Annotated in this window: 17 protein-coding genes, 1 pseudogene and 1 riboswitch; of the genes and pseudogenes, 15 read left to right on the top strand and 3 right to left on the bottom strand. The window is 67.2% G+C overall.

The features are described 5' to 3' along the window. Nucleotides 1–42: 42 nt before the first annotated feature. A riboswitch (FMN riboswitch) is annotated at nt 43–211 on the top strand. A 77-nt stretch (nt 212–288) separates the two neighbouring features. After that, entirely contained in the window at nt 289–735 is a 447-nt protein-coding gene (locus ON43_RS26965; protein ID WP_051179313.1) for a 6,7-dimethyl-8-ribityllumazine synthase, read from the top strand. 79 nt (nt 736–814) lie between these two features. Here ON43_RS26965 and ON43_RS26960 read toward each other — a convergent pair whose 3' ends face one another. Then, nucleotides 815–2158, bottom strand: a complete 1344-nt coding sequence (locus ON43_RS26960; protein ID WP_040811900.1) for a cation:dicarboxylate symporter family transporter — start codon at nt 2156–2158, stop codon at nt 815–817. Nucleotides 2159–2286: 128 nt separating this feature from the next. On the opposite strand from ON43_RS26960, the pseudogene ON43_RS26955 reads away from it, so the two are divergent. The 4 genes and pseudogenes from ON43_RS26955 (at nt 2287) to ahcY (ending at nt 7538) form a co-directional block, all read left to right on the top strand. Continuing rightward, nucleotides 2287–3863 (top strand): annotated as a pseudogene (locus ON43_RS26955) (sensor histidine kinase). Further along, nucleotides 3860–4573, top strand: coding sequence for a response regulator (locus ON43_RS26950; protein ID WP_040811899.1), 714 nt, complete (start codon nt 3860–3862; stop codon nt 4571–4573). Before ON43_RS26955 ends, ON43_RS26950 begins: the two are co-directional and overlap by 4 nt. A 198-nt stretch (nt 4574–4771) precedes the next feature. Further along, a complete protein-coding gene (locus ON43_RS26945; protein ID WP_040811898.1) occupies nt 4772–5935 on the top strand; it encodes an alkane 1-monooxygenase in 1164 nt (387 codons plus the stop codon). 127 nt (nt 5936–6062) lie between these two features. Continuing rightward, nucleotides 6063–7538 (top strand): adenosylhomocysteinase, encoded by a 1476-nt coding sequence (gene ahcY / locus ON43_RS26940; RefSeq protein WP_040811913.1) that lies wholly within the window; start codon nt 6063–6065, stop codon nt 7536–7538. Nucleotides 7539–7623: 85 nt separating this feature from the next. On the opposite strand, the gene ON43_RS45055 is transcribed toward ahcY, so the two are convergent. Together ON43_RS45055 and ON43_RS26930 are read right to left on the bottom strand one after the other, a co-directional pair. Continuing rightward, the gene (locus ON43_RS45055) at nt 7624–7899 is read right to left on the bottom strand and encodes a hypothetical protein (protein ID WP_040811897.1); all 276 of its coding nucleotides are present in this window, start codon (nt 7897–7899) and stop codon (nt 7624–7626) included. Nucleotides 7900–8032: 133 nt separating this feature from the next. Then, entirely contained in the window at nt 8033–9088 is a 1056-nt protein-coding gene (locus ON43_RS26930; RefSeq protein WP_040811896.1) for a glycerophosphodiester phosphodiesterase, read from the bottom strand. Nucleotides 9089–9125: 37 nt separating this feature from the next. Between ON43_RS26930 and ON43_RS26925 the strand changes: the two genes are divergently transcribed. From ON43_RS26925 to ON43_RS26880, 10 genes are all read left to right on the top strand, one after another. Further along, complete coding sequence (locus ON43_RS26925) at nt 9126–9773, top strand: dTMP kinase (RefSeq protein WP_040811895.1); 648 nt, start codon at nt 9126–9128, stop codon at nt 9771–9773. Between the two features lie 78 nt (nt 9774–9851). Next, nucleotides 9852–10529, top strand: coding sequence for an MtrAB system response regulator MtrA (gene mtrA / locus ON43_RS26920; protein ID WP_033090495.1), 678 nt, complete (start codon nt 9852–9854; stop codon nt 10527–10529). Beyond that, entirely contained in the window at nt 10526–12373 is a 1848-nt protein-coding gene (mtrB, locus tag ON43_RS26915) for an MtrAB system histidine kinase MtrB (RefSeq protein WP_083913756.1), read from the top strand. The genes mtrA and mtrB overlap by 4 nt, the downstream gene beginning before the upstream one ends. Then, on the top strand, nt 12370–14166 hold the full coding sequence (gene lpqB / locus ON43_RS26910) for an MtrAB system accessory lipoprotein LpqB (protein WP_040811892.1): 1797 nt from the start codon (nt 12370–12372) through the stop codon (nt 14164–14166). The genes mtrB and lpqB overlap by 4 nt, the downstream gene beginning before the upstream one ends. Nucleotides 14167–14182: 16 nt before the next feature. Further along, the gene (locus ON43_RS26905) at nt 14183–14863 is read left to right on the top strand and encodes a ComF family protein (protein ID WP_083913755.1); all 681 of its coding nucleotides are present in this window, start codon (nt 14183–14185) and stop codon (nt 14861–14863) included. 232 nt (nt 14864–15095) lie between these two features. Next, the gene (gene hpf / locus ON43_RS26900) at nt 15096–15767 is read left to right on the top strand and encodes a ribosome hibernation-promoting factor, HPF/YfiA family (protein ID WP_373283490.1); all 672 of its coding nucleotides are present in this window, start codon (nt 15096–15098) and stop codon (nt 15765–15767) included. 119 nt (nt 15768–15886) lie between these two features. Continuing rightward, on the top strand, nt 15887–17179 hold the full coding sequence (locus tag ON43_RS26895) for an acetyl-CoA C-acyltransferase (protein ID WP_040811888.1): 1293 nt from the start codon (nt 15887–15889) through the stop codon (nt 17177–17179). A gap of 210 nt (nt 17180–17389) precedes the next feature. Beyond that, entirely contained in the window at nt 17390–17827 is a 438-nt protein-coding gene (locus ON43_RS26890) for a hypothetical protein (protein WP_157514208.1), read from the top strand. 23 nt (nt 17828–17850) lie between these two features. Then, complete coding sequence (locus tag ON43_RS26885) at nt 17851–18162, top strand: hypothetical protein (protein WP_157514207.1); 312 nt, start codon at nt 17851–17853, stop codon at nt 18160–18162. Between the two features lie 202 nt (nt 18163–18364). Then, a complete protein-coding gene (locus tag ON43_RS26880; protein WP_157514206.1) occupies nt 18365–18898 on the top strand; it encodes a hypothetical protein in 534 nt (177 codons plus the stop codon). The last annotated feature ends 60 nt before the right edge of the window (nt 18899–18958 follow it).

Genomic DNA, 18958 nt, shown 5'->3' with positions numbered 1-18958 from the left:
ATCTCTTCCCCGCCCTGGGACCCCGTGTTACTGTCCGGTAGTACACGTTCTCAGGGCGGGGTGGAATTCCCCACCGGCGGTAATGGCATCCGGACCGATCCGGAAGGCACGAGCCCGCGAGCGCCAGGCGATTCCTCGGAAGGCCTGGGTCGAGCAGATTCCGGTGTGATCCCGGAGCCGACGGTCACAGTCCGGATGAAAGAGAACGCGGCACCGGCCGGTCCGCATCGTCGGGCGGGTCTGTTCGCGTCTAAGCCCTGGGTGACATCGCGAACAGGAGGAATCCCCATGTCACCCAATTCGAATCGCATCGCTCTCGTCGCCGCGCAGTGGCACAGCGAGATTGTCGAGAAGGCCGTGGAATCCGCCCGGAAGGGCCTGATCGATCGCGGCTACGCCGAGGTCGATGTGATCCACGTGCCCGGCGCGTTCGAGATCCCGCTGCAGATCAAGCGATTGGCGACCAGTGGCCGCTATGCCGCCGTCGCGGGTGTCGCGCTGGTAGTGGACGGCGGGATCTACCGCCATGATTTCGTCGCCTCGACCGTCGTCGACGCTTTGATGCGGGTCCAGCTCGAGACCGATGTGCCGGTGTTCTCGGCCGTCCTGACTCCGCACCACTTCCACGAGCACGGTGAGCATCTCGCCTACTTCTCCCGGCATTTCGAGGTGAAGGGCGCGGAGCTGGCCAATGCCATCGCCGCGACCCTGGCGCTGGACGCGGTCGGCGTCTAGCACCAGGGTCTGTGCGGGCTCCGTCGGCGCGACGGGGGGTTAGCGCGCCGGCGGTCCCGGTTCCGCCTGGGGGTTGGGGTCAGGCTGGAACCAGGTTCTTTTCGGGTTCGGCGGGCGCGTGGTCCTCGACCATGCTGGCCTCGTCGAACGGGATCTCGCGGTTGAGCACCGCGGTGACGCGGGCCGGATCGATGGTCTTGGTCCAGGTGCCGACCAGCAGGGTGGCGACCGCGTTGCCCGAGAAGTTGGTCAGCGCACGGGCTTCGGACATGAACCGGTCGATGCCGACGATCAGGCCGACGCCGTCGAGCAGTTCGGGCCGGTGGCTCTGCAGGCCGCCCGCCAGGGTGGCCAGGCCCGCGCCGGTGACGCCGGCCGCGCCCTTGGAGGCGACGATCATGAACAGCAGCAGGCCGATCTGCTCGTGCCAGGACAGCGGCTTGCCCATGGCGTCGGCCACGAACAGGGTGGCCATGGTCAGATAGATGGCGGTGCCGTCGAGGTTGAACGAATACCCGGTCGGCACAACCACACCCACGGTGGTGCGGTCCACGCCGACATGCTCCATCTTGGCGATCAGGCGGGGCAGCGCCGACTCCGAGGACGAGGTGGCGAAGATGAGCAGGTACTCGCGGGCCAGGTAGCGGACCAGCTTGAAGATGGACGTGCCCGCGACGACCCGCAGCAGGATGCCCAGCACGCCGAAGATGAACACGATGCAGGTCAGGTAGAAGGCCACCATCAGCAGCGCCAGCTGCTTGACCGCGTCGAGTCCGGTGCGCGCCACCACATTCGCCATCGCGCCGAACGCGCCGATCGGGGCCAGCCACAGGATCATGGTCAGGATCCGGAACACCAGCTTCTGCACCGAGGCGACGCCGCGCAGGATCGGCTCGCCCGCAGCGCCCATGGCCTGGATGCCGAAGCCGACCAGCAGCGCCACGAACAGCGCCTGCAGCACCTTGCCCGAGGTGAGCGAGGACAGCAGCGTGGTCGGGACGATGTCCTGCAGGAACTGCCAGGTGCCGCCCGCCGCCTTGGCGTCGGTGGCGTACTTGGTGACCTCCTTGGCGTGGGCCGCCACGTTCAGGCCCGAACCCGGATGCAGCAGATTGCCGACCACCAGGCCGATGCCCAGCGCGACGGTCGACATGACGAGGAAGTAGCCCAACGCCAGGCCGCCCACCTTGCCGACCTTGGCGGCCGCGCGCACCGAGCCGATGCCGAGCACGATGGTGCAGAAGATGACCGGGGCGATCATCATCTTGATGAGGTTCACGAAGAGCGTGCCGAGTTCACCCACGGACTTGCCGAAGCCCGGGGCCAGCCAGCCGACCAGAATGCCCGCGATGACGGCCGCGATGACGGCCAGATAGAGCCAATGGGTACGGTCCCTGCGCTGTGGTGTTGTCGTATCGCTCATCTCGTCGTGCCTCCGGGTTGCTGCCCGCGCGACGGTTCTCCACACGGGTGATCAGGAAGAATCATGGTCTGGACAGTGACGCGGGTCACTGTTTCGTAAATTATGTTCATGAAGTACCCGGAGGAGTCGTGAGAGGTCGCAGCGGCGGCAATCGGGCGCGTCCCGCGAGGGCGCGCCGCACCCTGGCGGGCCAGGTGTTCGTCGTGCAGGTGCTGGTGCTGGCCGTGGTGATCGCCGCGGGCGCGGCGCTGGCGGTGCTGCAGACGCGCCGGGTGCAGGATGACGCCACCCGCGCCGAGGTCACCGATACCGCGGTGGCGGTCGCGCAGTCGCCCTCGACGCTGGCCGGGGTGCGCAGCCCGGATCCGACCGCGCTGCTGCAGCCGGTGACCGAGGCGATTCGCAAATCCACCGGCATGGATTTCATCGTGGTGATGGCCCCGGACCGGACCCGCTACACGCACACCGAGATCGATCGGATCGGGAAACCGTTCAGCGGCAATATCGATCGCGCGCTGGCGGGGGAGACGTTCACCGAAACCTATGCCGGGACACTGGGTCCCTCGATTCGCGCGGTGACGCCGGTGCGGGACGGCGACGGCCGCATCGTCGCGCTGGTATCGGCCGGAGTCACGCGCACGCACATCGGTGATCAGGTGTGGGCGCAGTTGCCGGTCATCCTGCTCGCCGCCGGGGGCGGCTGCTGCTGGCGACGCTGAGCTCATTGTTGTTGCGGCGCAGGCTGTTGCGGCAGACACACGGGCTCGGGCCGAGCGAGTTGCGGGCCATGTACGAGCACCACGACGCGGTGCTGCACTCGATCCACGAGGGCCTGCTGGTGTTCGACAAGTTCGATGGGGAGGCCGAGGTCGTCAACGACCAGGCCCGCCTGCTGCTCGACCTGCCCGACGGTCCGATCAAGCGCTCGGATCTGCCGGTGTCGTTGCAGCGCTTGGGAACCGGCGTGGTCCGCGACGAGATGCACGTGACGCCCGACCGCGTACTGGTGGTCAACCAGGACGTCGTCGAGCACGACGGCCGCCGCATCGGCACCGTGCTGACCCTGCGCGATCACACCGAATTGCGGGATGTACTCGGCGAATTGGATTCCGTGCGCGGCTTCGCCGAATCCCTGCGCGCCCAGGCGCACGAGGCCGCCAACCGGCTGCACACCGTGGTCACCATGGTCGAGCTGGGCCGCCACCGCGAGGCGGTGAACTTCGCGACCGCGGAACTCGAACTGTCCCAGGTCCTCATCGACCGGCTCACCGGCGCGGTGGCCGAACCGGCGGTGGTGGCGCTGCTGCTGGGCAAGGTGGAGCAGGCCGCCGAGTACGGTGTCGAGCTGACCGTCACCGGCGACACCCTGCTCGACAGCACCGATCCGCTCAGCCCGCACGAGATGGTCACGCTGCTGGGCAATCTGATAGACAACGCGCTCGACGAGGTCGGGCACGACGAGGACGCGTGGGTGGAAGTGACTGTGCGACGGGATGAATCGGAGCTGTTCGTGCGGGTGGCCGACAGCGGGCCGGGCATGTCCGAGGAGCTGTTCACCCGCGCCACCGAGCGCGGGTACTCCACCAAGACCGACCATCACGGGCTCGGGCTGGCCCTGGTGCGCCGCCTGGTGGCCCGGCACGCCGGTGAGCTGCGGGCGCGGCGGGAACCGGAGTCCGCGGTGATCGTGAGGTTCCCCCGATGAATCCCCAGGGGCAGAAACCGATTCGGGTATTGATCGTCGAGGACGAGCCGAAAATCGCTGCGGCGCATCGCTCTTATGTGAATCGGCTGACCGGTTTCGATGTGGTGGCCGTGGCGCACACCGGACGCGACGCCGTTTCGATCGCGAAAAGGTCACAATCTTCCGGCGTCCCCGTTGATTTGGTGCTGATGGATATCGGCTTGCCGGATATGAGCGGCCTCGCCGTCGCGGCCGCATTGTCCGGGCTGCGGCCGCGACCCGACGTCATCGCCGTCACCTCGGCCCGCGATCTGGCCATGGTGCGCGCGGCCGTCTCGCACGGCGTGGTGCTGTATCTGTTGAAGCCCTTCACTTTTGCGGCCTTCCGCGACAAATTGGAACGCTATCTCGAATACCGGGCAGCGCTGCCGGCCGGGGAGACGGCGGTCTCGCAGCTGGACATCGATCGGGCCTTCGGGGCGCTGCGCACGCCCGACCAGCGCGCCACATTGCCGAAAGGCATTGCGCCCCAGACCATGGACGAGGTGTCGCGCGCGGTGCGGGGCGCGGCCGACGGGCTCTCGGCCGGTGAGGCCGGGCGAGCGGTGGGCGTTTCCCGAGTTACGGCGTGGCGTTACCTGGAGCGTCTGGCCGAAGACGGCGTGGTGGAACGGCGAACCGACTACGGTCGAACCGGCCGCCCCCAGGTGCGTTATGTGTGGTTGCGCTGAACCGGGTTTCGCCAGCGGTTTGCGCTTGCGGGCTGGTGACGGAAACCACATGGTCGGTTGCGTGGGAACCGACTGCTCATGATGTAACAGTGGCCACCTTTCGGTGTGACCGCGTGCTGTAACAGGCGCTAAGTTTCAAGATATGTAGCGGCGAAGATCGACGAGGTTTTGAAGAGGTTTCCAATTAGCGGGGCAAACGTGCAAAAGGTCGGCAAACGGTCGGGTTCACCGGATCCGAAACGCCACCTGTGGGTGCTCGGGCTCATCGCCCCCGGGTGTGCGTTGTTGCCGTCGCAGCTGGTGTTGCACACCAAGCTCACGGTGTTCTGGTGGATCGGACCGATCATCATTCTGATCGTGATTCCGGTATTGGACTGGGTCGTCGGGGAAGACGGCACCAATCCGCGCGACGAGGACTACGAATTACTCAGTAACGATCGCTATTACCGCTGGTGTACCTACATGTTCCTGCCCATCCAGGTGAGCGGGCTGATCATCGCCGCCGCCCTGTGGGCCGGTGACGGGCTGTCGATCCCCAACAAGCTGGGGCTGGCGGTCACGCTCGGTTTCGTGAGCGGCATCGGGATCAACGCCGCACACGAACTCGGCCACCGGGTGGAGCGGCTGGAGCGCTGGCTGTCGAAAATGGCGCTCGCGCAGTCGGGTTACGGGCACTTCTTCGTCGAGCACAACAAGGGCCACCACGCCCGCGTCGCCACCCCCGAGGATCCGGCCAGCGCGCGGATGGGGGAGTCGCTGTGGGAGTTCCTGCCACGCAGTGTGATCGGCGGTTTCCGGTCGGCCATCGAGCTCGAGGGCGACCGGCTGCGGCGCAAGGGGCACCGCTGGTTCAGTGTCCACAACCACATCCTGCAGGCGTGGGCTATGACCGTCGTGCTGTTCGGCGGGCTGCTGGCGGTGTTCGGCTGGCGCATCCTGCCGTATCTGTTGTTGCAGGCGGTCATTGGCGCGGCCCTGCTCGAAACCGTCAACTACGTGGAGCATTACGGCCTGCTGCGGCGCAAGCGGCCCAATGGCGCCTGGGCCCGCTGCTCGCCGCGCGACAGCTGGAACAGCGATCGGCTGGTCACCAATATCTTCATGTTCCATCTGCAGCGGCACAGCGACCACCACGCCAATCCTGGACGCCGGTACCAGACGCTGCGTAGCTCCGAAACCGCGCCGCAGCTTCCGGCGGGCTACGCCACCATGATCCTGCTGGCCCTGTTCCCGCCGCTGTGGCGCTACATCATGGATCCCCGCCTGCTGGAGCACTACTCGGGTGACCTGAGCCAGGCCAATATTCAGCCACGCAAGCGGGCGAAGATTCTCGCCGAGTACGACTATCCGGCCGCCGCCTGAGGCGCGCTTTCGGAATCGACAAACCGGGGCCGACGTGCGTACGCTGTACGCACGTCGGCCGCCGCGTGGGGGTACCAAGCCGGACCGACTAGCCTTAGCGCCAAGCCAGCCGACCATGGAGAGGCAGATGACGACCGCTGTGTCCAGCATGATGACCCCCGACGTCCGCAACGGGATCGATTTCAAGGTGGCGGACCTGTCCCTTGCCGAATTCGGCCGCAAGGAGATTCGCCTCGCCGAGCACGAGATGCCGGGCCTGATGGCGCTGCGTCGCGAGTACCACGACGTGCAGCCGCTCAAGGGCGCCCGCATCTCCGGCTCGCTGCACATGACCGTGCAGACCGCCGTGCTGATCGAGACCCTGGTCTCGCTCGGCGCCGAGGTCCGCTGGGCCTCCTGCAACATCTTCTCCACCCAGGACCACGCGGCCGCCGCGGTCGTCGTCGGCCCGCACGGCACCGTCGACGAGCCCAAGGGCACTCCGGTCTTCGCCTGGAAGGGCGAGACCCTGGAGGAGTACTGGTGGGCGGCCGAGCAGATGCTGACCTGGCCGGGCGAGCCGGCCAACATGATCCTCGACGACGGCGGTGACGCCACCATGCTGGTGCTGCGCGGCGCGCAGTTCGAGAAGGCGGGCGTGGTTCCGCCCGAGGACGAGACCCACTCGGCCGAGTACAAGGTGTTCCTGAACCTGTTGCGCGCCAGCCTCGAAGCCGACAAGGGCAAGTGGGGCAAGATCGCCGAGTCGGTCAAGGGCGTCACCGAGGAGACCACCACCGGCGTGCTGCGGCTGTACCAGTTCGCCGCCGCGGGTGAGCTGTCGTTCCCGGCCATCAATGTCAACGACTCGGTCACCAAGTCGAAGTTCGACAACAAGTACGGCACCCGCCATTCGCTGATCGACGGCATCAACCGCGGCACCGACGTTTTGATCGGCGGCAAGAAGGTGCTGATCTGCGGTTACGGCGACGTCGGCAAGGGCTGCGCGGAGTCGATGGCCGGCCAGGGCGCGCGCGTCCAGGTCACCGAGATCGACCCGATCAACGCGCTGCAGGCGCTGATGGACGGCTTCGACGTGGTCACCGTGGAGCAGGCGATCGGCGACGCCGACATCGTCATCACCTCCACCGGCAACAAGGACATCATCCTTCTCGACCACATGAAGGCGATGAAGGACCAGGCCATCCTGGGCAATATCGGCCACTTCGACAACGAGATCGACATGGCCGCCCTGGAGCGCTCCGGCGCGGACCGCCTGAACATCAAGCCGCAGGTCGACCTGTGGACGTTCAAGGAGTCCGGCAAGTCGATCATCGTGCTGTCCGAAGGCCGCCTGCTGAATCTGGGCAACGCCACCGGCCACCCCTCGTTCGTGATGTCGAACTCCTTCTCAAACCAGGTGATCGCCCAGATCGAACTCTGGACCAAGCCGCAGGAGTACGACAACGAGGTCTACCGCCTCCCCAAGCACCTCGACGAGAAGGTCGCCAAGATCCACGTCGAGGCCCTGGGCGGCACCCTGACCAAGCTCACCAAGGACCAGGCCGAGTACATCGGCGTGGACGTGGAGGGCCCGTACAAGCCGGACCACTACCGCTACTGAGCGGCTGTGTGGTTCTCGCGAACCGCTTGTAGCACCTGAAGATTCGGCCGGTCACCTCGAGTGACCGGCCGAATCTCGTTGGGGCCTAGACGCAGATGTCCACGATCGGGAGCCAGGTGCCGCCCTTGAGGGTGCAGAGGGCGGCGCTGATCAGTTCGCTGGCGCTGGAGCCGGTGCCGCCGACATTGTCGGAGCCGGAGCTCGAGCCGGAACCGCCGGAGCCCGAACCGGATCCGGAGCCCGAGGCGCCTGCGATCGGGGCGGGGTCGAGGGTGAGCGGAGCGGCCGTCGCGGTGGCGGTGGAGAGGGTTGCGGCGGAGATGGCGACGGCCGCCAGGGTGTAGGTGAAGCGGGACTTCATCAGGTGCTCTCCTTGCAGGGGGAGTGGTGGCTCGGACCCTACACATCTGTGAACTGGATGTGTTTCAAACCAATAATTCGGCCCCGATCGCACTGCGATCGGGGCCGAATCTGGAGTGGAGAACCGAGCGAAGTTACTTGTGGAACGACTTCGGCAAGGGGTAGCCCTTGTCCTGCATGACTTCTCGGGCGCGATTCGGATAGTCGGTGATCAGGCCGTCGACGCCTTGATCCAGGATCTGGCCGATGGCGTCCTTGTCATTGACCGTCCACGGAATCACCTTGATGTCGAGATCGTGTGCCTTGCGGACGTATTCGGCACTCGTCATCAGCTTGTAGTCCGGTGATGAAATGTTCGCTCCCAGAGCCTTGATCGCGGCGAGCGGGTCACCGACGTGATCCTCGTAGTGAACCGGGCCGAGCCAGGCGCTGTTCGGCTTGAAGGTGGTGTCGTCGTAGAGCGCCACCGTCGGAATGCTCGGGTTGGCGGCCTTCACCAATGGCAGGCTGCGCCAGTCGAAGCTCTGGATCTCCACCTTGTCGGTGGCATTCGCGGCCGCGACCGCGCCGAGGATGACGTCGACGAATTCCTCGGGGGTGGCGGACTGTTCGGGATGCTCGGCCTCGACCTTGGTCTCCACGTTGTAGCGCAGTGCGTCGAACGCACCGGGGTAGGTCTTCACCAGATCGAACAGCTCCGGCAGCCGGGCGATCTTGTTGCCCGGAAGTTCCTGCGCCTCCGGGAATCCCGCGAGCTTCTTGCCGCAGTCGAGGGTGTGGACCTGCTCGAAGGTGAGGTCGTGGACCAGCTTGCCGACATAGGGATACTGCGGATCGTCGGGGAAGGCAGGGGCGGTGTCGGTGCACTTCTCGGCCTGGATCTTCGGGTCGTGCCAGATGAGCGGCGCCTTGTCCTTGGTCAGCACGATATCGAGTTCCAGTGTGGACACGCCCAGTTCGATGGCCTTGGCGAAGCCGGGCAGCGACTCCTCGATCGTCATGCCGCGCCCGCCGCGGTGGGCCTGCAGATCGAAGGACCGATGCGGGTCGGCGGCCGGGCTCGCCGCGGTCGCGGAGTTCTTGTCCCCGGAGTCGTTGCCGCAGGCCGTCGATCCGACGGCGGCAATCGCCACTCCCAGGACTGCAAAAGCACGCTTGAGCTGCACTGACTTGACGCGTACGGAAGTCATGAGCGGACTATAGCGAGCATTGGGTAGTCTGCCCTGCATGGGTGCACTGGTGGCGGTGGAAGGCCTCGACGGCGCGGGCAAGCGCACGTTGACCGACGCCGTCGTCGCCGGCCTGACCGCCCGGGGGCTGCGCGTGGCCACCCTCGCCTTCCCCCGCTACGGCGTTTCGGTGCACGCCGACCTCGCCGCCGAGGCGCTGCGCGGCGGCCATGGAGATACCGCTCGGTCGGTGAACGCCATGGCGCTGCTGTTCGCCCTCGACCGCGCCGACGCGCGCGACGAACTCTCGAAACTGCTGGCCGACAACGACATCGTGCTACTGGACCGCTATGTGGCCTCCAACGCCGCCTATTCCGCCGCGCGGATGGAACAGGACGCGCGCGGTGAAATCGTGGCCTGGATCGAGCAATTGGAATTCGAGCGCTTCGCCCTGCCTGCCCCGAATGTCCAGATTCTCCTGGATGTTCCGGTCGATGTGGCCGAGGAGCGCGCCCGCCTGCGCGGCGAGTCCGACACCGCCCGGGCGCTGGACTCCTACGAAAAAGACGGGGGACTGCAGCGCCGCACCGGTACTGTCTATCGTGAGCTGGCCGAAATCAACTGGCACGGACCGTGGTGGGTGCATCGGACCGGTGACGAACCGGCAACACTTACCGCGCGCCTCGCGGAAATTGTTGCTGGATAGGGTTGGATGTGCGCCGACAGGTCACGAGTGTTGGCGTGGCGGCCGAATCAGAGCCGGAGAGGTGACAAACTAGACGTTATGAAGCCGAAGATTCTGGTCGTCGACGACGATATGGCTCTCGCGGAGATGCTCACGATCGTCTTGCGCGGTGAGGGTTTCGACCCCCACGTCGTCGGTGACGGTACGCAGGCGCTGACCGCGGTCCGGGAGCTGCGCCCGGATCTCGTGTTGCTGGACCTCATGCTGCCCGGCATGAACGGCATCGATGTATGCCGGGTACTGCGAGCCGACTCGGGAGTGCCCATCGTGATGCTGACGGCGAAGACCGATACGGTCGACGTCGTCCTGGGTTTGGAAAGCGGTGCCGACGATTACATCGTCAAACCGTTCAAACCGAAGGAACTCGTTGCTCGAGTGCGGGCCCGCCTGCGCCGCACCGAGGAGGAGCCGCAGGAACTGCTCTCCATCGCCGACATCGTCATCGATGTGCCCGCGCACAAGGTGACTCGCGGCGGCGCGCAGATCTCGCTGACTCCGCTGGAATTCGATCTGCTGGTGGCGCTGGCCCGCAAGCCGCGTCAGGTGTTCACCCGCGAGGTGCTCCTCGAACAGGTCTGGGGTTACCGGCATGCCGCCGACACCCGCCTGGTCAACGTGCACGTACAGCGGTTGCGCGCCAAGGTGGAGAAGGATCCGGAGAACCCTGAGATCGTCTTGACCGTTCGAGGTGTGGGCTACAAGGCCGGACCGCCGTGATCGCTGGCTCCAGAAACCGCGTTCAGCGGTGGCTGGCGGTAGTGGTGGCCTGGTTCCGCAATCTGGGCGAGCAACTGGGCCATGTTTGGCGGCGTTCGCTGCAGTTGCGTGTTGTCGTGTCCACGCTCACCCTGTCGCTGATCGTCATCACGATTCTGGGCGTCGTGCTCACGAGTCAGATCACCGACCGGTTGTTGGACGCGAAGATCAACGCGGCCGTCGAGGAAATGGGCCGCGCCCGCAATACCGTTCAGAACCAACTGACCGGAGTGCACGATTCGGGCACCCAGCAGAGCCGTTTGGACGATGCCCGCCGCGCGCTGTTCAACAGCGCCGGCGGGACTCAGAGTGGCGGCGCCGCAGGCAGTTACGAGGCGGCGCTGGCCATGACGGGGGACACCGGGCAGGAGCTCACCTCCGGGTCCATTCAGGAGATCCCCAGCGAGCTACGCCAATTCGTGAAGCAGCGGCAGGTCTCCTATCAGTTCGCCACGGTCTCCAGCCCGGACGGGTACAAGGGCCCGGCACTGATCATCGGCAGCCCCTCGTCCGATATCGATTCGCTGGAGATCTACCTGATCTTCCCGCTCACCAATGAGGCGCGCAGCCTGTCGCTCATGCGCGGCACCATGCTCATCGGCGGCATCGTGCTGCTGGTGTTGCTGGCCGCGATCACCGCGCTGGTGACCCGGCAGGTGGTGCTGCCCATCCGATCCGCCGCGCGGATCGCGAGTCGTTTCGCCGATGGCCGCCTCAAGGAGCGCATGCTGGTGCGCGGTGAGGACGACATGGCCAGGCTGGCCATGTCGTTCAACGAGATGGCCGAAAGCCTGTCCAACCAGATCACCCAACTCGAGGAGTTCGGAAATCTGCAGCGACGCTTCACCTCCGACGTCAGCCATGAGCTCCGCACGCCGTTGACCACCGTGCGCATGGCGGCCGACCTCATCCACGGATCCAGCGACGACCTGGACCCGGCGCTGGCGCGTTCGGCCGAACTGCTCGTCAACGAACTCGACCGGTTCGAGGGCCTGCTCAACGACCTGCTCGAGATCAGCCGCCACGACGCGGGTGTGGCCGAGCTGCAGGTGGAATCGCTGGACGTGCGCATGTGCGCGCGGGCCGCGGTCTCCACGGTGCGGCACCTGGCCAAGGAATCCGGCGTGGAACTCGTGGTCGACATGCCCGAGGAACCCCTTGTCGCCGAGGTGGATCCGCGCCGCGTCGAGCGCGTGCTGCGCAATCTGCTCGCCAATGCCATCGACCACAGCGAGGGCAAGCCGGTGCTCATGCGCATGCGCGGCGACCTGGACGCCAACGCGGTCGCCATCGTGGTGCGCGATCAGGGCGTCGGCCTGCGGCCCGGCGAGGAGAAGCTGGTGTTCAACCGCTTCTGGCGCTCGGACCCCTCCCGCATGCGCCGCTCCGGCGGCACCGGCCTGGGCCTGTCCATCAGCGTCGAGGACGCCAACCTGCACGAGGGCAAGCTGGAGGCGTGGGGCGAGATCGGCGTGGGCGCGAGCTTCCGGCTCACGCTGCCGCTGGTGCGCGGCAAGAAGCTGGGGTCGAGCCCACTGTCGTTGGAGCCGCCCAAGATTCGCGGTGCGGTCTCGCCGGAACAGCTGGCGCTGGACATCGCGGGGTCCGACGCCACGCCCGAGGCCATCGCCTCGTTCGCGTCGGTGCTCGAATCCGCGCCCACCACAACCGAATCGGAGGACGGCGCGGGCGAGGGCGTGCCCGAGGAGACGCCGGCCGAGGACGGATTCGACGCCATCGCACCGGAATTCCCGTCCGCCTCCGCCACCGCGGACGGCGGTAACGCCGGGGACGGCCAATCATGAGGCGTCCCCTCATGAGCCTGTGCCGGGCTCTGGTGGCTCTCGGCTGCCTGGTCCCGCTGGCCGCCTGCGCCAGCCTGCCGGACTCCTCCGCGCCGCAGGCGCTGGGCAGCCTGGACCACCAGCCCACCAGCACCGCGCCCAATCCGCCCATCGCCGGGCGCGAACCCGAGCAGCTGCTGCTGGACTTCCTGCAGGCCACCTCCGACCCCACCAACAAGCATCAGGCGGCGCGGCAGTTCCTCTCGCCCGCGGCCAATGTGGCGTGGGACGACGCGGAGGGCACCACCATCGTGGACTCGCAGCCGAACACGCTGCGCGAGTCCCGCACCGGCGACGCGGCCACCTATGTGATCCGGGCGCGCAAGATCGGCGAGCTGGCCGCGGACGGTTCGTACCGGGCCGCCGACGGCACCCTGGAAACCAAGATCGATATGGAGAAGCTGGACGGGGAGTGGCGGATCAAGGATCTGCCCGCCGGGGTGATCGTCGAACAGGCCGCCTTCGCCAAGTCGTATCACCGGTATTCGCTGTTCTTCCCGAACCTGGCCGGGATGGCCATGGTCCCCGACCTGCGCTGGATCTCGGTGCGCAAGGACCAGCTGGCACAGCGGCTGCTGAGCCTGCTCGGCGCCGGACCGCAGGCGGCGCTGGCGCCGGCCACGCACAATCCGATGGCCGCGCCCGTGGCCCTGCGCGGGCCGATCACCAAGGCCAATGGCGATCCCGACAATGTCGGGGTCGGCGGCGGGGGTGTGGCCGTGGACTTCTCCGGCGCTCCCGCGGATCCGGCCGCCCGCGATCTGATGGCCGCACAGGTGGTGCTCACGCTGTCGAGCGCGGACGTGCTGGGGCCGTACCTGATCAACGCCGACGGCAAACCGCTCGAGGACAAGTTCTCCAACGGGTGGCAGCGCTCCGACGTCGAGGCCAAGAGCCCGGATGTGGTCGCGCGCAACCGCGCCGGGCTGCACGCCGTGCGCGACGGATCGCTGGTGGCGCTCACCGAAACCGGGATCACCCCCGCGCCCGGCTTCTTCGGGACCACCCACACCCTGCAGTCGGTGGGGCTGTCCCCGGACGGGCAGCTGGTCGCCGCGGTCGCCAAGTCCGGCCGCCCCGACCCCGAACCCGAGCGCACGCTGATCATCGGAACCTATGACGGCCAGGGCTTCCCGGTCGCCACCGGCGGCACCTTCACCCGTCCGTCCTGGCCCGCCGACGGCAGCTCGGCCTGGTCGGTGGTGGACGGCGACCGGGTGATCCGGGCCGTGCACGACCGCACCACCGGCAATGTGTCGGTGCAGGACGTCGACATCTCCGAACTGCTGGCGGCGGCGGCCAATTCGAACTCGCCGCGGGTGCCCATCACCGAGCTGCGCATCTCCCCGTCCGGGGCGCGGGCGGCGCTGATCGCCAACGGCAAGGTGTACGTGGCCGTGGTGGTGCCGCAGGCCGGCGGGAAGTTCTCGCTCACCTCGCCGCTGCCGCTGGCCATCGGGCTGAGCACGCCCGCGGTGTCCATCGACTGGCTCACCGACGAGAAGGTCGTCGTGGCCCGCGACGGCAATGTGGACCCGGTGGCCGGGGTGCTGGTGGACGGCTCCGAATTCCGCGCCCAGACCTCCCAGAACCTCACCCCGCCGGTGCGGGTGGTGAGCGCCGCGCCGGATCAGGAGTACGTCGCCGACTCGCGCGCGGTGCTGGAGCTGACCCGCAATCCCGAAGGGCGCGAGGACTACTGGCGCGAAGTTCCGGGTCTGGGGGCCAACGCGGTACCGGTCCTGCCCGGCTGAGCGCACACTGGGGTGCATGGGGGACGCACGAAAGGGCGATGTTCGAAAGGGCTTGGGGGAGCTGCTGGATCTGATGCTGCCGCGCTCGTGCGGCGGCTGCGGTCGGGCGGGAACCGCGTGGTGCGCCGAGTGCGCGGCCGCGCTGTCCGGGCCGCCGCTGCGGATCCGGCCGCGCGCCGATCCCGGGGTGCCGTGCTGGGCGCTGGCCGGGTACCGGGGTGCGCCGCGGGCGGCCGTGCTGGCCGTCAAGGAGCATTGCCGGTGGGACCTGACAAAGCCGTTGGGTGTCGCGCTGGCCAGGGGACTGGATCGTTTGCGGGACACCGATCGGGAGCTGATATTGATCCCCGCGCCGAGCCGGGCGGTGTCCGCGCGCCGTCGTGGAGGGGATCCGGTGACGCGTTCCGCGATCGTCGCGGCGAGTTGGCTACCGGGTTGCCGACTGGTACGCATGTTGCGCATGCGTCCAGGTGTGCGTGACTCGGTGGGCCTGGGGCACAGCGATCGCCAGCACAATCTGCACGGGCGGATCATGGTAGCCACCACCCGGCCACCGGGTGTCCTGATTCCGGCAAATGCCGAGGTAGTGCTCGTCGATGACGTGTTGACCACCGGTGTCACGATGCGCGAATCGGTGGCTGCGCTGGCTGATGCGGATGTGACTGTTCGTGCCGTGCTGGTTACCTGTGTCGCTTGATTCTTCGAAATTTGCGTGAACACTGGCGGACAGGTCGCTGGCGCACTAGGTTGGCGATCAGACACCCGAACCGCAAGTTTGGAGGTGGCGCCTCGGACATATGTGCCGACGCGAATTATTCGATCGGCACACGTTTCAATCCCGCCGCACGAGCGGCTTGTGCGGCCAGATCCGGGAGGTACGCGTGACGACTACTTCACGACTCTCAGCGAAGAACGCAGACACCGCGGTGCTGCTCGATGACGAGGACACCCTCGACGATTCGCCCACTCGGGCAACCAGCGCGGAAGTCGTGGTCAAGGGAAGGACCCTCGGTGAGGGTGGAGTTCCCGACCATTTCCGAATTCACGTGTCGGACAAGCTCTCTCGCTTGGAGCGTTTCGACCCCACCATCTACCTCTTCGACGTGGAGCTCACCCACGAACGCAATCGTCGTCAACGCAAGAACTGCCAGCGAATAGAGATCACCGCCCGCGGCAAGGGTCCGGTCGTCCGGGCCGAAGCCTGCGCGGACAGCTTCTACGCGGCGCTCGAGCTCGCGGTGGAGCGATTGGAGAGCCGATTGCGCAGGCTCAAGGATCGCCGTCGCGTGCACCATGGGGACAAGACCCCGATCTCGGTGGCGGAAGCCACGGCCGGCCTGCTCGACGACTCCCTGTTCAGCTCGAACGGGTCCGCCGCCCACGACCATTCGGCCGACGAGATGGACGGCGAATCCGCCGGTCCCGGCCACGTCGTGCGAACCAAGCAGCACCCCGCGATCCCCATGACGGTCGATGACGCCCTCTATCAGATGGAGCTCGTCGGCCACGATTTCTTCCTGTTCCAGGACAAGGAGACCGACCGACCGTCGGTCGTCTATCGCCGCCACGCCTTCGACTACGGGCTCATCAGGCTCGCGTAGTTCGCGGCTAAAGGGACACATTCACCACCCATTTCGACCGGGGTCTCGGGACAAGGCCCCGGTCGCCTGTTGCCCAGCACACGCTTGATGTTACGGGCTGTATCAGTTAAAACTGTGCCATGGCTACCAAGGGCGCTCGCCGTGCTGTCATCGTCGCCGGGGCGCGGACACCGTTCGTGCGGGCATTCACCGACTTCACTCGGATGGACTCCATCGACCTCGCCGACACCGCGGTGCGCGGGCTGCTGGAACGGACCGGACTGCCCAAGCGGGACGTGCAGGCGATCGTGTGGGGCGGAGTGATCCTGCCCAGCGGGGCGCCGAACATCGCGCGGGAGATCGCGCTGGATCTCGAAATGGATCCGGGCTGTGAGGGTTACACCGTGACGCGGGCGTGCGCCTCGGGTCTGCAAGCCGTGGTCTCCGCGGCGGCCGCCATCGAGCGCGGCGAGTACGACATCATGGTCGCGGGCGGCAGCGACTCCACCAGCAATGCCGAGGTCAAGCTGCCGCAGAAGCTGGTGCACGCCGCCGCGCCGCTGGCGCTGGGCAGGCCCAAGGCCAAGGACTACCTCAGCGCGGCAACGCAATTGGCGCCGTTCTTCGACCTGGTGCCGCGGCGCCCGCAGATCGCCGAGCGCACCACCGGCGAGGTGATGGGCGAGTCGGCCGAGAAGATGGCCCGCATCCACGGCATTTCGCGTGGGGCGCAGGACAATTTCGCCGCCACCTCGCACCACCGCGCGGCGGCCGCCATCGAATCGGGCCGCTTCGACCGCGAGGTGCTCAGCGTGTCCACCCCCGACGGCGTCGCGGTCTCCCGCGACGGACTCGTGCGCCGCGACACCAGCCTGGCCAAACTCTCCAAGCTGGCACCGGTTTTCGCCGAGCACGGCACCGTCACCGCCGGCAACTCCAGCCCCCTCACCGACGGCGCCTCCGCGGTCCTGCTCATGAGCGAGGAGAAGGCCCGGGCCCTCGGCTTCGAACCCCTGGCCGCCTTCCGCTCCTGGAGCTTCGTCAGCGTCGACCCGCGCGACCAGGTCCTCATCGGCCCCGCCATCTCCATGCCCCGCGCCCTCGACAAGGCCGGAATGTCCCTGGCCGACATCGATTTCGTCGACATCCACGAGGCCTTCGCCGCCCAAACCCTCTCCGTCGTCTCCGCCCTCGCCAGCCACGAATGGGCCAAAGCCCGCCTGGACCGCGACACCGCCGTAGGCCAGATCGACCCGGCGAAGCTGAATGTCCACGGCGGCTCCGTCTCCCTCGGCCACCCCTTCGGCGCCACCGGCGCCCGCATGGTCACCACCATGGCCAACGAACTGGCCCTCACCGGCAAGTCCACCGCCCTTCTGGGCATCTGCGCGGCGGGTGGCATCGGCGCCTCGGCGGTCCTGGAGCGCGTCTAGCCGACACGGTTCCGTGTCACCGACGTGACGGGCGCGCCGGTTACGTGTGTGCGCCGTGGTTCCGGTGATCGGCGTGAATGGGCCTTCGTGCAGCTCAGGCCCCGGTTCGCGATGGCGGACCGGGACTTTCGGTACCGGTTCGTCTTTCGTTGGTGGTGAATCGGTGTCGAATGGGTATCCCTGGGGGGACGAGACGAGCGGAGGTGGATCATGGTCCGCAGGACGATGATCGGTGCCGCGGCGATCGGGATCGCGGCGGGCATCGGTATCGGCGGAATGGGAAGTGCTGCGGCGCTGCCACTTCCGGTGACCGGGTCGGATGGCGAGCAGCCCGCCGTGAACCAGGACCTGAACCAGGGCTTGCGCAATCCGCAGCAGCACGTGGGTGAGCGGTATCCGGTGTACGGGCTGGTGTACTCGGATGCGGCGGTGTGGACACTGGCCTTCGTGAACGGCGGGCCGACCGATTTCTACACCATCGACGGGAAGCGGGTGGAGCTCGCCGGACCCGTCAGTGCGCACGTCACCCAGGGCGACGTCTTCACTGGCACCATCACCATCACGGGCAAGCACGATTCGGGCGATCCGGTGGTGAACCTGGAGGACTTCGCGGTCATCGGCCACCGCGCGCCCGAAGCCCTGCGGTGACATATCCGGTACACAATTTCTGTGTGGGATTCCGGGAGTGGAAGCAGGCGGTCTCGCACGGCGACAGTGATCGCGCCATCGCCGCGCGCATGGGCACCAACCAAATGCGGGTATCCCGCCACCTCAGCAGTGATTCACCGGTCGCGGAAACCGTCATCGCCTTCAGTCGCACCTACGGCGCGAGCCCGATCGAAGGCCTGATCGCCGCCGGATTCCTCACCCGCGACGACGTCCAGCGCGCCTCGGCGCAGGAAGCGCTGCGCGAGGCCAGCGGCGCGGACCTCTCCGCAGAGGTGACGCGGCGGCTGGCCGGGCCCGCCGCAGACATCGAATGAACTCCGAGTGCTCTGTCGATCACATGTGATCGAGGGAGCAGTTTCCTCCGCGCGCATCGCTGTGAGCGGGGCGTTCTCGGGTGCCAAGCGCGTTTTCAGTGGCCTCGGTCACCGCGTTTACTGAGCCCACTCATTTTGGACACTCGACCAGATCGACCTAGCTTGGAGTCAAACGAACTTCCCTTGAAAGCCGGTGTTTTCGATGTCTGTACGCAAGATGGTCGTTTCCTCCGTGATCGCTCTTCCCGTTGCCGCCGCCGTGGTGCTGGCCGGCGCCGGAACCGCTTCCGCCGCAACCGTTTCGAATGATCCCGCCCCGGCCCCCGTGGCCGATGTGCAGCGTGATCCCACCACTGGAATCCCGGTCGACACTCTGAATCTCATGGGTCAGGACGCCGCCATCGGCGCGGGCGTCGGCGCGGTGACCGGTGGCATCTCGGGCGGTGTGGCCGGTGGTGTCGTTGGCCTGCCCGTCGGACTGGCCGGCGCGGCCGTCGGCGCCGGTGCGGGTGCCGCGGTGGGTGCCGCCGTCGACGGTCCCGCCATGCTGGTCGGCGGTGCGCCCGTCGTGCTGCCGTTCACCGCCGCCGCCATCGTGACCGGTGCGGGCCTCGGTTTCGCTGCCGGGGAAGCCATTCCGGTCGCCGTGGGTGCTGCCGGTGGCGCGCTGATCGGCGCGGGCGTCGGTGCTGGAATCGGCGCGGGCGTCGGCTACGCCACCGCCCCGCAGCACTGAGTCAGGCGCGCTGGGTGAATTGTTCCCAGTGGATCGCGGATTCGAGCGGGCGGCGGTTGC

It is taken from the genome of Nocardia concava NBRC 100430 (assembly GCF_000308815.1).
GTDB lineage: Bacteria > Actinomycetota > Actinomycetes > Mycobacteriales > Mycobacteriaceae > Nocardia > Nocardia concava.
This window is presented reverse-complemented; position numbering and strand designations above follow the sequence as displayed.

Coding starts and splice junctions, on each gene's coding strand:
- ON43_RS26965 (WP_051179313.1), top strand. CDS start 289: ATGTCACCCAATTCGAATCGCATCGCTCTCGTCGCCGCGCAGTGGCAC.
- ON43_RS26960 (WP_040811900.1), bottom strand. CDS start 2,158: ATGAGCGATACGACAACACCACAGCGCAGGGACCGTACCCATTGGCTC.
- ON43_RS26950 (WP_040811899.1), top strand. CDS start 3,860: ATGAATCCCCAGGGGCAGAAACCGATTCGGGTATTGATCGTCGAGGAC.
- ahcY (WP_040811913.1), top strand. CDS start 6,063: ATGACGACCGCTGTGTCCAGCATGATGACCCCCGACGTCCGCAACGGG.
- ON43_RS45055 (WP_040811897.1), bottom strand. CDS start 7,899: ATGAAGTCCCGCTTCACCTACACCCTGGCGGCCGTCGCCATCTCCGCC.
- ON43_RS26930 (WP_040811896.1), bottom strand. CDS start 9,088: ATGACTTCCGTACGCGTCAAGTCAGTGCAGCTCAAGCGTGCTTTTGCA.
- ON43_RS26925 (WP_040811895.1), top strand. CDS start 9,126: ATGGGTGCACTGGTGGCGGTGGAAGGCCTCGACGGCGCGGGCAAGCGC.
- mtrA (WP_033090495.1), top strand. CDS start 9,852: ATGAAGCCGAAGATTCTGGTCGTCGACGACGATATGGCTCTCGCGGAG.
- lpqB (WP_040811892.1), top strand. CDS start 12,370: ATGAGGCGTCCCCTCATGAGCCTGTGCCGGGCTCTGGTGGCTCTCGGC.
- ON43_RS26905 (WP_083913755.1), top strand. CDS start 14,183: ATGGGGGACGCACGAAAGGGCGATGTTCGAAAGGGCTTGGGGGAGCTG.
- ON43_RS26895 (WP_040811888.1), top strand. CDS start 15,887: ATGGCTACCAAGGGCGCTCGCCGTGCTGTCATCGTCGCCGGGGCGCGG.
- ON43_RS26890 (WP_157514208.1), top strand. CDS start 17,390: ATGGTCCGCAGGACGATGATCGGTGCCGCGGCGATCGGGATCGCGGCG.
- ON43_RS26880 (WP_157514206.1), top strand. CDS start 18,365: ATGTCTGTACGCAAGATGGTCGTTTCCTCCGTGATCGCTCTTCCCGTT.